Raw genomic sequence first — 12295 nt, 5'->3', positions numbered from 1 at the left:
TCTTCAGCCGCGCCAGATAGCGCTCCGGCAGACGGAAGTCCACCGACATCGACGACGCATCCTCGATGTTGACGAGGTCGGCGCCGTCCTTGACATAGTCACCGACGTTCACCGTCGCAATGCCCACCACGCCGTCGAAGGGCGCAACGATACGCATCCGCTCGGCCTGCGCACTGGCCAGTGCCACCTGGGCCTCGGCCACCTCCAGCGCCGCGGCGCTCTGGTCGACCGCGCTGGCGCTGACGAAGTTCTGCGCCAGCAGCTCGCGGTTGCGTTCCAGTGTGGTCCGCGCGATGCTGGCCTGCGCGCGTGCCTGCTGCAGCTGCGCGCGCTGCAGCGTGTCGTCGAGCTGGACGAGCAGCTGGCCGCGGCGCACCCGCTGACCATCTGCGAAACCGATGCGCGCGATACGCCCGCTGACCTCGGGCCGCAGCATCACGCCCTGGCGCGAGCGCAGCGAACCGACCGACTGCGCGTCGTCCTCCAGCCTCGTCGCGCGTGCCCGCGAGACCTCGACCGTCACCGCGCCGGCCGCCGGACCCGTGGCGACGGCGGCCGCGCCGTTGCCGCGCGCGGCACCGTCCCGGGATGCCGGCGACTGGTGCTGCCACCACCACGCCGCGCCACTGGCGAAGGCGATGCCCACGACGGCCACCACGGTGTGAAGGGTCTTCAATTCACGGCTCTCGTTGTCGTTGTTCGTGAACTCTAGCGTTCAAGCCACGAACCTATGGTTTTCTCAACCAATCGAGGCCACGCCCCGGTTGGCCAGCGCATCCGCGCGCTCGTTGCCCGGATCGCCGGCATGGCCCTTCACCCAGCGCCACTGCACGTGATGCAGGTGGCGCAGCGCGTCCAGGCGCTGCCACAGCTCGGCGTTCTTCACCGGCTTGCGGTCCGCCGTCTTCCAGCCGCGCTGCTGCCAGCCGTGGATCCACTCGGTGATGCCCTTGCGAACATATTCGCTGTCGGTGTGAACCGTGACGTCGCAGGTTCGCTTGAGCGAAGCCAGCGCCTCGATCACCGCCGTGAGTTCCATGCGGTTGTTCGTGGTCATTGCCTCGCCGCCGAACAGTTCCTTCTCGTGGACCCCCGTTCGCAGCCAGGCGCCCCATCCACCCGGGCCCGGATTGCCCTTGCAGGCGCCGTCGGTGTAGATCACCACATGCGGCCGCTGGATGGCCGACTTCGAATCCGTCATGCAGTCTCTTCCTCGCGCTCGCGGCGCTTCTGCGTGGCGACGACGGCGCCGGCCCGGGCGCGCTTGCGCTGCTCGCGCGCCAGGCCCACCAGCCGCATGCCGCGCACCCGCTTGACGGCGACGACGAAATACGCCGCGCCGAACACCGGCCACCAGCGCTCGCCGTGCACGTCCATCCATTCGCAGCGCTGCAGCCAGCGCTCCGACACCACCGGAAGCCGGTAGCAGCCGAAGCGCCCCGACTCGACCTCGAAACTCAGCAACTGCAGCCAGTCGCGCAGGCGACGGTAGCCGAGGAACTCGCCGCTGGGCGGCAGGAACAGCGGCTGCTGCCGGCCCAGCCCGATGCCACGGCGCATGCGGCCGAGCTTCTGGCGAAGGCCCCACAGGCTGGCCGGGTTGAAGCCCACCACCACCACGCGCCCCTCGGGCCGCAGCACGCGCTCGACCTCGCGCAGCGTCTGGTGCGGATCGTGGGCCAGTTCCAGCGTGTGCGGCAGCACGACCAGGTCGAGGCTGGCCGTGTCGAACGGCAGGGCGTCGTAATCGAGATGCAACGCCACCGCGGCACGCGGCGTGGCCTCGGGGCCGTCGACGATGCCGTTCGGTTCGTCGCTGGCCACCCAGCGGTGCGGCATGCGGTTGTTGCGCAGCGCGTCGAGCTCGGGCAGGCCCACCTGCAGCGCATGGAAGCCGAACAGGTCGGCCACTGCGAGGTCGAGATGGTGCTGTTCCCACGCGAGCAGGTATCGACCCGCCGGCGTGGCCAGCCACTGGGCCAAACCTATAATTCGCTCGCTTTGCGCCATGGAACTGATTGCCCTGCCCGCCTTCGCCGACAACTACATCTGGATGCTTCATGACGGCACCGATGCGGTGGTCGTCGATCCGGGTGAAGCTGCGCCGGTGCTGTCGGCGCTCGACGAGCGGCAACTGGCGCTGTCGGGCATTCTAGTGACCCACCATCACGGCGACCATGTCGGTGGCGTCGACGAATTGCGCAGCCGGTTGAAGGGCACCGTCTACGGGCCGAAGCGCGAGCGCATTCCCGAGCCCTTCGTCGCCGTCGCCGACGGCGACGTCGTCGACCTGCTGGGCCTGCACTTCGAGGTGATCGAGGTACCCGGGCACACTGCCGGCCACGTCGCCTACTTCCATGCGGGGCGCGAGGGCGCCCCGATCCTCTTCTGCGGCGACACGCTGTTCTCCGGCGGCTGCGGCCGGCTGTTCGAGGGCACGGCCGAGCAAATGCATGCGTCGCTCGCGCGCCTGGCCTCGCTGCCGGGCGACACACGGGTCTGCTGCGCCCACGAGTACACCCTGTCGAACCTGAAGTTCGCGCGTGCGGTCGAGCCGGGCAACGCGGCGCTGGCCCGCTACAAGGCCGACTGCGAAGCCACGCGCGCGGCCGGCCGGCCGACGCTGCCCTCGACGATCGCCGTCGAGCGCGCCATCAATCCCTTCCTGCGTTGCGACCAGCCCGAGGTGACCGCCTCGGCACGCACGCAGGGTGCACGCAGCGCCGAAGGCACCGAGGTGTTCGCCACGTTGCGCCGCTGGAAGAACGAGTTCCGATGACCCGAATCCGTACCGCGGCCGCGTCCGCCCTGACCTGGCTGATGCTGGCCGCGCTGGCGGGTTGCGCCACCACCCCGGGCATCGCGCCGGAGGCTTCCGTCGAATCGCCGCCGCCCCCCGCGGCCGAACCGTCTCCGGCCCCCGCAGCAGAGCCGCCGCCGGCACCGGCCGAAGCGCCAGCGCCCGAACCACCGCCGCCCGTGCCGGAGGCCACCGATCCGCTGCGCCCCGACGTACGGCTCGACCTCGACGATCGCAGTGCGCAGGCCGACCTGTGGCAGCGCGTGCGCGAGGGCTTCGCGCTGACCGACCTCGAAGGCGAGCTGGTGAGCAGCCGCGAGCGCTGGTATGCCGAGCGCCCCGACTACGTTCAGCGCATGACCGAGCGCGGCAGCCGCTACCTCTTCCACATCGTCGAGGAGGTCGAGAAGCGCGGCCTGCCCAGCGAACTGGCGCTGCTGCCGTTCATCGAGAGCGCCTTCAACCCCACCGCGCTGTCGTCGGCCAAGGCCTCGGGCATCTGGCAGTTCATGCCCGCCACCGGCCGCCACTTCGACCTGCGCCAGAACCTGTTCCGCGACGACCGGCGCGACGTGCTCGCGTCCACGCGCGCCGCGCTCGACTACCTCGAGCGGCTGTACGGCATGTTCGGCGACTGGCACCTGGCCCTGGCGGCCTACAACTGGGGCGAGGGCAACGTGCAGCGGGCAATCGCGAAGAACCGCCGCGCCGGCAAGGGCACCGACTACCAGAGCCTGCGCATGCCCGCCGAGACGCGCTGGTACGTGCCCAAGCTGCAGGCGGTGAAGAACATCGTCGCCCGCCCCGGCGACTTCGGCCTCGAGCTGCCGCCGGTGGCCAACCACCCCTACTTCCTCGCCGTGGGCATCGAGCGCGACATCGACGTCGAGCTCGCTGCGCAGCTCGCCCGGTTGCCTTTGGACGAGTTCAAGGCGCTCAACCCGCAGCTGAACAAGCCGGTGATCCTGGCGGCCGGCACGCCCCAGGTGCTGCTGCCCTACGACAACGCCAACCACTTCGTGCGCGAGCTGCCACAGCACCGCGGCCGCCTGGCCAGCTGGACCGCCTGGGTGGCGCCGAAGACGCTCAAGCCGGCCGACGCCGCCCGCATGGTCGGCATGGACGAGAACGACCTTCGCGAGGTGAACAAGATCCCGCCGCGCATGCTCATCCGCGCCGGCTCCACGCTGCTCGTGCCGCGCAGTGCGCAGCGCGAGGCGGATGTCTCCGAGCACCTGGCCGACAACGCCAGCCTCGCGCTGGCACCCGATGGCCCGCGGATGCGCCGCGTCGCCCTCAAGGCCGGCAAGCGTGACAGCGTGGCCAGCGTGGCGCGCCGCTACCGCGTCAGCGCGGATCAGGTCGCGCAGTGGAATGGGGTGAGCGCAGGGACGCGGTTCCGCCCCGGCCAGTCGATCATCGTGTACGTGGCACACAAGCCGGCCAAGGCCGGCTCGAAGGCGAAGTCGGCCGCCAGCGCGAAGAAGCCAAGAGGCGCGACCTCGAAGAAGGCTTCGGCCGCGCCGAAGAAGCGCGCCCGCAAGTAGCGCCGGCCGGCGTTCAGCGCCGGTCGCTCAGCGCGTGGGCAATGGTGCCGAGGTCGACGTACTCCAGCTCGCTGCCGATCGGCACACCGCGCGCCAGCCGCGTGACCTTCAGGCCGCGCGACCTCAGCGCCTCACCGATCACGTGCGCGGTCGCCTCCCCCTCGGCGGTGAAGTTGGTGGCGACGATGACCTCCTCGGTCACGCCGTCGTCGGCGCGCTGCAGCAGTTCGGCCACGCCGATGTCGCGCGCGCCCAGACCGTCGAGCGGGCTGATGCGGCCCATCAGCACGAAGTACAGGCCGCGGTAGCTGCCGGTTCGCTCGAGCGCCGCCTGGTCGGCCGGCGTCTCCACCACGCAGAGCTGGCGTGCGTCACGTTGCGGGTCGAGGCAGATGTCGCACACCGGCGCCTCGGTGAAGGTATGACAGCGTTCGCAGTGGCGCACGCTGGCGCAGGCCGCCTGCAGCGCCAGCGCGAGGCGCTGCGCGCCCTCGCGGTCGTGCTGCAGCAGGTGGAAGGCCAGCCGCTGCGCCGACTTCACGCCGATGCCGGGCAGCCGGCGCAGCGCGTCGATCAGCGCGTCGAGCGAGGATCCGGCCACGAAGGATTCAGAACGGGAACTTCATGCCCGGAGGCAGCGGCATGCCAGCGGTCAGCTTGCCCATCTTCTCCTGGCTGACCTGCTCGGCGCGGCGGATCGCGTCGTTGAAGGCCGCGGCCACCAGGTCCTCGAGCATGTCCTTGTCGTCCGCGAGCAGGCTGGGGTCGATGGCGACCCGCTTGACGTCGTGCTTGCAGGTCATCGTCACCTTCACCAGGCCGGCGCCAGACTGGCCCTCGACCTCGATCAGCGCAAGTTCCTCCTGCGCCTTCTTCAGGTTGTCCTGCATCGCCTGGGCCTGCTTCATCAGGCCGGCCAGCTGGTTCTTCATCATCGTGGATGCTCCTTGGAAATCAATGCGGCTTGACCGAGCCGGGCACGATGCGCGCGGTCTTGTACTGCGCCATCAGGGCCTGCACCAGCGGGTCGTCGTGGATGATCTGTTCGGCTTCGGCCTGGCGGCGCGCGCGCTCGGCAGCGTCGCGACGCGCCGGCGAATCCTCCGCCACGCCGGCCTCGACCTGCAGTTGCACCGGGCGGCCCAGCGCCTGGGCGAGCGCGGCCTGCAGCTTGTCGACGTTGGCGGCGCTGCGCAGCGTCTCGCGTTCGACACGCAGGCCGATGCGAACCGGCTGCGCCGTGTCGTCGAACGAGGTGCACTCGGACTGCACGGCCAGCTCGCGCACCAGCGCGCCGATGCTGCCGGCGCCGGCCATCTGCGCCGTCAGCGCGGCCCAGCGGTCGCCCAGTGGTGTGGTCGCCACGGCGGCGACCGGCTTGCGCGGCGGCGGCTGAGGCACGGGGGCGACCGGTAGCGGCGCGGCTTCCGCCGCCTCGAACTCGTCGGGCGCGTCGACCCAGGGCGGCGGCTCCGGTGAACGCGCCACCGGCGGCGGGGCCGGCACGCGCAGGGCCGGGGCGGCAGCCACCGCCGCCGGCTGGGCCGCCACCGGGGCCCTGGCAGGCGGCACGTGCGCGGGCCGCGGCGCCGCCCGCTCGGCGCTGCCGGCGCCCGCCGGCCGGAAGGCGAGCATGCGCAGCAGCACCATCACCAGGCCGCTGTACTCGTCAGGCGCGAGCGGCAGTTCGCCACGGCCGTGCACCACGATGCTGTAGAGCAGTTGCGTCTCGTCGGCCGGCAAGGCCGCGGCCAGCCGCTCGACGGTGGGCGTGTCCGGGTCGTTCGCATCGAGCGCGCCGGGCACGGCCTGCTGCACCGCCATCTGCTGCAGCAGCGCCGCCATCTCCTCCAAGGTGCCGCTGGCCGACAGGCCCAGCTCGCGCAGCCCATCGACCGCGGCGATCACGGCGGCGCCGTCGCCCGCCGACAGCGCCTCGACCAGCCGCACCGCATGGCCGCGGTCGACCGCGCCGAGCATCTGCCGCACGCCGGCCTCTGCCAGCGTGCCGGACCCGAAGGCGATCGCCTGGTCGGTCAGCGACAGCGCGTCGCGCATCGAGCCTCGCGCCGCGCGCGCCAGCAGACGAAGCGCACCCGGCTCGGCCGCGATGCCTTCTTCGCCCAGCACCGCGGCGAGGTGCTCCTGCACCGTCTGCGGCGCCATCGGCCGCAGGTTGAACTGCAGACAGCGCGATAGCACGGTGGGCGGCACCTTCTGCGGGTCGGTGGTGGCCAGCACGAATTTGAGGTACTCGGGCGGTTCCTCCAGCGTCTTGAGCATCGCGTTGAACGCGGTGTTCGAGAGCATGTGCACTTCGTCGATCATGTAGACCTTGAAGCGGCCGAGCACCGGCTTGTAGACGGCCTGATCCAGCAGCTGCGAGATCTCCTCGACGCCGCGGTTCGATGCCGCGTCCAGCTCCACATAGTCGACGAAGCGGCCGGCGTCGATGTCGCGGCAGGCGTCGCACACGCCGCAGGGCTGCGCGGTGATGCCGCCGCGCCCGTCGGCACCGGTGCAGTTCAGCGACTTGGCGAGGATGCGCGAGACCGTGGTCTTGCCCACGCCGCGGGTGCCGGTGAACAGGTAGGCGTGGTGCAGCCGCTGCTGCGTGAGCGCGTTGGACAGCGCCTGCACGACATGCTCCTGCCCGACCATCGCTTCGAAGCTGCGTGGCCGGTATTTGCGGGCGAGCACCAGGTAACTCATGCGGTTCATTCTACGGGCCGGCCTGCACGCCGAGCGGGTCGGCCGGCCGCACCGGCTGACCGATAATCCCGGCCCATGACCGACGCCGCCCACCCCGATTCCGCCCCCGACACGGGCAGCACGCTCAGCTACGAACAGGCCGGCGTCAACTACGAGCTGATCGACCCGCTGAAGGTGGCCGCGCAGCGCGCAGCCGCCGCCACCGCCGCCAACCTGGCGCCGCACGGCTTCTCGGAAGTGGCGGCCTCGCGCGGCGAGTCGGCCTACGTGGTCGACGTCGGGCCTTTCTACCTGGCCAGCATCGTCGAATGCCTCGGCTCCAAGGCGCTGGTGGCCGACGAGATGAAGGCGCTGACCGGCCGTAGCTTCTACGACGCGATCGCGCAGGACACCATCGCGATGGCGATCAACGACCTGATCACCGTCGGCGCCACGCCGCTGGTGGTGCAGGCCTACTGGGCCGCCGGCGGCAGCGACTGGTTCGGTGACGCGCAGCGCGCTCAGGCGCTGGTGTCCGGCTGGAAGCGCGCCTGCGACACCTGTGGCGTGGCCTGGGGCGGCGGCGAGACACCGGCGCTGGCGGGCATCGTCGAAGGCGGCCGCATCGACCTGGCGGCGAGTTGCACCGGCATCGTCAACCCGAAGGCGCGGCTGTCGCTCGGCGACCGGCTCGGTGCCGGCGACGCCATCGTGCTGCTCGCCTCCAGCGGCATCCATGCCAACGGCCTGAGCCTGGCGCGCAAGCTGGTGGAGCGGCTGCCGCAGGGCTACCTCACCGAGGTGGCGCCGGGCCTGAGCTACGGCGAGGCGCTGCTCGCGCCCACGGTGCTGTATTCGCCCGTCACCGAGGCGCTGGCGAAGGCCGGCGTCGTGCCGCACTACTGCGCCAACATCACCGGCCACGGCTGGCGCAAGCTGCTGCGCCACCCGGCCACGCTGACCTACCGCATCCATGCCGTGCCGCCGGTGCCGCCGGTGCTCAAGTTCATCCAGCAGCACGCCCGGCAGGACGACCACGAGGCCTACGGCACGCTCAACATGGGCGCGGGGTTCGCGATCTTCGTTGCCGCCGAACACGCGCAGCGCTGCGTGGAGATCGCGCAGGCGCAGGGCGTGGCGGCGATGGTCGCCGGCCGCGTCGAGGCCGGCCCCAAGCGCCTGATCGTCGAGCCGCTCGGGCTCGAGTGGGGCGACGACGCGCTGCAGCTGCGCTGATCCCGCGTCGCCTGCGAAGGGGCATCGCGCCCCTCGCCTACAATGCGCGGTGACGGGCCTCCCCGCATGGGAGCGCGCCCAACCGGGTCAGGTGGGGAACCAAGCAGCCCTAAGCGTTGCAACCAGTGCCGGGGGTAAGGCTCGTCACCCACTCGTCTGCCGGAAGGCCATCACGGCCTGGTTGCGCAAGGTGCGCAGCAGCGAGAGCTCCTTCTCCCCCAGCGCGATGCCGCCCGGCTCCGCCTTGTCGGCGTAGATGAGCGCGAACGGTGCCCCCTTGAGCATCAGCGGCAGCAACAGGAAGGCGGGCGCCTTGACCCCGCTGCGGTACCAGGCCGGCAGCTTGGCCTCGATGCTGGCCACCGTCGCGTCGCTGATCAACGTGTCGGCGCCCTTGGCGCACACCAGCGCGAACAGATCGCTGCCGCCGCGCAGCGGCACCTTGAACTGCGCCGCCACCGACTCGGCGCCTTCGCCCAGGCCGAAGCGGCCGGTCAGCGTCTCGGTCTTCGGGTCACGCAGGCAGAAGACGATGCGGCGGAAGCCGAGCGCACGGAACATGGTCTCGAGGATCATGCGCAGCACCTCGTTGAGCTTGAAGCTCTCGACCATCGAATTGGTGATGTCGGCGATGCCCGCGGCCAGCACCTCGGCGGCGCTCTCGCGCGGCGGCTCGACCAGTGTGGCGTCGATGCGCGTGGCCTCGAAGGCGGCCACGGTGGCCTGCAGGCTGTGCGGCGAGAGCGTGTCGGCATCGGCCGAGCCGGCCGGCGGCGCCACCACCACCGTGGCCAGCAGGCGCCGCGCCGGCGAATGCGGCGCCACCTGCAGGTTCATGGCCTCGGCCGCCTGCGCCAGGCGCTGGCGCGCCTGCTCGGTGGCAGCCTGGATCTCGCGCACGCTCAGGCCGATCGCACGGGCGTGGCGCTCGGCCACGCTGGCCAGGCGAGCGGTCGGGTCGCCCTCGGTGCGCAGCAGCGTGTCGGTCAGCTCGTTGGCGGCCAGCGTCAGCCAGCGCAGCCGCTCGGGCGTCTTGTCGGGCACGCGCGCCGGCGGCTCGCCGTCGGGGCGGCGCATGCAGCGCTGCAGGTTGTCGGGCAGGCCCCAGCTCTTGGCGATGCCCAGGCCCAGGTCTTCGAAGCTCAGGCCCAGCACGCCGATCGACGCTGCTGTCTCGGCCTGCACGACGGCCGCCAGCGACGAGGCATCGCGCACGCTCGCCGCCACGGCACTGCGGATCTGCCGCGCCTCTTCCGGAAAGTAGTACTCGGTCAGCAGCCGGCCGAGGTTCTGGAACATCGCGCCGATGAAGGCTTCCTCGCCCTCGCGCGCCACGTGGCACATCTCGCCGGCCAGCGAGCCGGCCATCAGCGCGCGCAGGAACTCCTCCTTGAGCTGGTTGGCATGGCCCTTGTCGTGCATGTGCTCGAGCAGCACCAGACTGAGCGCCATGTTGCGGATGCCGGCGAAGCCGATCAGCGCCACCGCGCGCGACACCGTGCTGATGCTGCCGCCGCCGGCGTGGCTGAAGTGCGCGCTGTTGACCAGCCGCAGCAGCTTGTTGGTCAGCGCCACGTCCTTGAGGATCTCGTTGGACAGGCTGGCCAGGCTCTCGTTCTCCGACGCGGCGATGCGCTGGATGCGCGCGATCGAATCCGACAGCGCCGGGAAGTCGCTCTTGTGGCGCATGCGGCGCAGCAGGAAGTCGAGCGTGCCGCTGTTGGCCGCGGCGGCGGCGTCGTTCTCGGCGGCACGCGGCGTCATCCACTGGCGCAGTGCGTCGGCGAAGGCCGAGGCGTCGGCGTAGCGCTGCGCCGGGTCGCGCGCGATGGCGCGGCGCAGCACGGCGCGCAGCGGGTCGTCCACCGTCGAGGGCAGTTCGGTCGGCAACGCGAGGTCCTGCTCGGCAATGCGGCGCATCGCGGCATAGGGGTCGCGCTCGCGCACCAGCGGCTGGCCGGCGAGTATCTCGACGAGCACCAGGCCGGCAGCGAAGACATCCATTGCCGGCGTCGGCGATGCGCCGCGCGTGGCCTCGGGCGACATGTAGTTCGGCGTGCCCACCACCAGGCCCTGCCCGGCCGGGCCACGACGGTCGTTCAGCCTTGCGGCGATGCCGAAGTCCATCACCCGTGCACGGCCGCCACCATCGACCAGGATGTTCGACGGCTTGAGGTCGCGGTGCACTACGCCGGCCGCATGCGCGGTCTGCAGCGCATCCAGCACACCCAGCATCAGCGCCAGCGCCTCCGGCGGCGGCAGGCTGCCGCGGGCGCGCAGGTGCTCGGCCAGTGTGCGGCCGGGCACGAACTCGAAGACGAGGTAGGGCCGGCCGTCCTGCACGTCGGCCTCGAACACCGGCACGATGTTCGGGTGCGTGAGGCGGCTGACGCTGCGTGCCTCCTGCAGCCAGTGGGTGATGTCCTGCGGATCGACGTCGGCGCCGGCGGTGATGACCTTGACGGCCACCTCGCGCTCCAGACGCGGATCGAAGCCCAGCCACACGCTGGCCTGCGCGCCCTTGCCGAGCACGCGGCGCAGTTCGAAGCGGCCGAGGCGCTGGGCCGGTGCAGCGTTCAGCACGGCGCTCATGCTGCCCCCGCGGCGGTGTGAACCGCCGGGCCCTCGGGCGGCATGCCTTGCGTGGCGGTGCGCGGCATGGCCGCTGCGGCGGTGCCGCTCTGCAGCGAGGCGCGCGCGCCCTGCAGCGCCTCCTGCACCTCGCGCGGGCTGAGCTCGAGCACGCGCGCATAACGCTGCGACACCTGCACGATCGCCGCCGGAATCTTCGCCGCGGGCAGCCGCGTCATCGCGTCGACGGCCTCGTTGGCCGCGCTGGCTGCGGCGCGCAGCATGTCGGCGTCGCTGTCGGGGTGGCGCACCGGCTTGTTGACCGGCAGGCGGCGGATCATGTGCTGCACCTCGTCGCCCAGGCCCCAGTGGCGCGCCACGGCGGCGCCAAGCGATTCGATATCGGTGCCGAGCACCGCATAGGAGGCCGATGCCTCACTGAGCCCCGGATGTTCGTTGCCGCCCGGCTGGGCCGGCGGCACCGGCTGCATCAGCAGGCGGATCTGCTCGGATTCCTCCGGGAAGTGGTACTGCACCAGCAGCCGGCCGAGGTTCTGCAGCACGGCGACCAGGAACACCACCTCCGCGTCGTAGCCCGGCGGGCGCAGCGCCTGCGCGGCATGGCCGGCCAGGCGCACGATGTTCATCAGCCGGGCCATGGCTGCGGCAGCGCCTTCGCCCATCGGGCCCGGCCAGTGGCGCAGCGCGTTGGCGGCAGCGCGCACGCCATCGACGCCGAGCAGCGCGATCGCGCGGCGCAGCGTCAGCACCGGGCCGTTGCCGGCCACCTGCGTTCCGCGCACCTGGGCGGAGTTCACCGTGCGCAGCAGCTCGAAGCACAGCGCCAGGTCCTGCAGCAGCAGCTCGGCCATCTCGTCGGTGCGCTGGTTGTCGGTGAGCGACAGACGCGCCAGACGCCGAGTGATGCCCGGCAGCGCCGGCAGGTGGCCCACCGTGCGCAGCCGGTCGATCAGCAGCGCGATCGGATCGCCCTGCCCCTGCGCCTCGACCTCTCGCCAGCCCTCGAGCGCGCGCAGCAGCGTGCGGGCGCTGTGGTAGCGCTGGCGCTCCTGGGTGGCAGTGCAGCGGTTGGCGATGGCGCGAAGCCCCTCGGGCACCGGCTGCGGCGTGGTCCAGGGCAGGCGGACGAGATCGCGGCCTTGTGGCTGCATGCGGTCGATGACCAGCGAAATGTCGGGCTCGTCGAGCACGGCCGCGCCGGACAGCAGCTGGTGCAGCAGCACGCCGATGGCCAGCACGTCGCGCTGGGCGCCGTCGCGCTGGGCGCGCAAGGAGGCGGCATCCACGGCCATGCCGCGGTCGCCGGGCGCATCGAAGGTGGAAGCGGCCTGCTCCACGGCACCGAAGGCCGCCACCCGCACCTGCCCCTGCGGGCTGACCAGCAACTGGTAGGGCTGCAGATCATGGTGCACGACGCCGGCCTCGTGGG

General features: G+C 71.6%; 11 protein-coding genes and 1 other RNA gene. 4 read left to right on the top strand and 8 right to left on the bottom strand.

What is annotated here, in order from left to right; translation table 11 throughout:
* The 3 genes from AB7U92_RS10885 to AB7U92_RS10875 all read right to left on the bottom strand — a co-directional run.
* Window positions 1-676: efflux RND transporter periplasmic adaptor subunit (locus AB7U92_RS10885; protein WP_428576217.1), on the bottom strand; the 676-nt coding region annotated here is incomplete at its 3' end.
* A gap of 63 nt (window positions 677-739) precedes the next feature.
* Window positions 740-1201, bottom strand: coding sequence for a ribonuclease HI (gene rnhA / locus AB7U92_RS10880; RefSeq protein WP_428576216.1), 462 nt, complete (start codon window positions 1199-1201; stop codon window positions 740-742).
* Window positions 1198-2010 (bottom strand): class I SAM-dependent methyltransferase, encoded by an 813-nt coding sequence (locus AB7U92_RS10875; protein WP_428576215.1) that lies wholly within the window; start codon window positions 2008-2010, stop codon window positions 1198-1200. Before AB7U92_RS10875 ends, rnhA begins: the two co-directional genes overlap by 4 nt.
* On the opposite strand from AB7U92_RS10875, the gene gloB reads away from it, so the two are divergent.
* Together gloB and AB7U92_RS10865 are read left to right on the top strand one after the other, a co-directional pair.
* The gene (gene gloB / locus AB7U92_RS10870) at window positions 2009-2779 is read left to right on the top strand and encodes a hydroxyacylglutathione hydrolase (protein ID WP_428576213.1); all 771 of its coding nucleotides are present in this window, start codon (window positions 2009-2011) and stop codon (window positions 2777-2779) included. The two genes, AB7U92_RS10875 and gloB, sit on opposite strands and share 2 nt — an antisense overlap.
* The gene (locus tag AB7U92_RS10865) at window positions 2776-4347 is read left to right on the top strand and encodes a transglycosylase SLT domain-containing protein (protein ID WP_428576212.1); all 1572 of its coding nucleotides are present in this window, start codon (window positions 2776-2778) and stop codon (window positions 4345-4347) included. The genes gloB and AB7U92_RS10865 overlap by 4 nt, the downstream gene beginning before the upstream one ends.
* A 13-nt stretch (window positions 4348-4360) precedes the next feature.
* Here the strand turns inward: AB7U92_RS10865 and recR are convergent, their stop codons facing one another.
* From recR to dnaX, 3 genes are read right to left on the bottom strand one after another with little or no spacing between them, the layout of a single operon-like run.
* On the bottom strand, window positions 4361-4948 hold the full coding sequence (gene recR, locus AB7U92_RS10860; protein WP_428576211.1) for a recombination mediator RecR: 588 nt from the start codon (window positions 4946-4948) through the stop codon (window positions 4361-4363).
* Window positions 4949-4955: 7 nt separating this feature from the next.
* The gene (locus AB7U92_RS10855; protein WP_428576209.1) at window positions 4956-5282 is read right to left on the bottom strand and encodes a YbaB/EbfC family nucleoid-associated protein; all 327 of its coding nucleotides are present in this window, start codon (window positions 5280-5282) and stop codon (window positions 4956-4958) included.
* Window positions 5283-5301: 19 nt separating this feature from the next.
* Window positions 5302-7059, bottom strand: coding sequence for a DNA polymerase III subunit gamma/tau (dnaX, locus tag AB7U92_RS10850; protein WP_428576207.1), 1758 nt, complete (start codon window positions 7057-7059; stop codon window positions 5302-5304).
* A gap of 75 nt (window positions 7060-7134) precedes the next feature.
* Between dnaX and AB7U92_RS10845 the strand changes: the two genes are divergently transcribed.
* Both AB7U92_RS10845 and ffs read left to right on the top strand, forming a co-directional pair.
* On the top strand, window positions 7135-8274 hold the full coding sequence (locus AB7U92_RS10845; RefSeq protein WP_428576205.1) for an AIR synthase-related protein: 1140 nt from the start codon (window positions 7135-7137) through the stop codon (window positions 8272-8274).
* Between the two features lie 51 nt (window positions 8275-8325).
* Window positions 8326-8423, top strand: an RNA gene (gene ffs, locus AB7U92_RS10840) — signal recognition particle sRNA small type.
* Here the strand turns inward: ffs and AB7U92_RS10835 are convergent.
* Window positions 8419-10866, bottom strand: a complete 2448-nt coding sequence (locus tag AB7U92_RS10835; RefSeq protein WP_428576204.1) for a protein kinase domain-containing protein — start codon at window positions 10864-10866, stop codon at window positions 8419-8421. The genes ffs and AB7U92_RS10835 overlap by 5 nt on opposite strands.
* Window positions 10863-12295: HDOD domain-containing protein (locus AB7U92_RS10830; RefSeq protein ID WP_428576203.1), on the bottom strand; the 1433-nt coding region annotated here is incomplete at its 5' end. The genes AB7U92_RS10830 and AB7U92_RS10835, both read right to left, overlap by 4 nt.

Origin of the sequence: Piscinibacter sp. (assembly GCF_050175855.1) — a bacterium.
In the GTDB taxonomy this organism is placed as follows: Bacteria; Pseudomonadota; Gammaproteobacteria; order Burkholderiales; family Burkholderiaceae_C; genus Piscinibacter.
The sequence above is the reverse complement of the archived record's forward strand: the minus strand, read 5'-3'. Positions and strand labels throughout refer to the sequence as shown.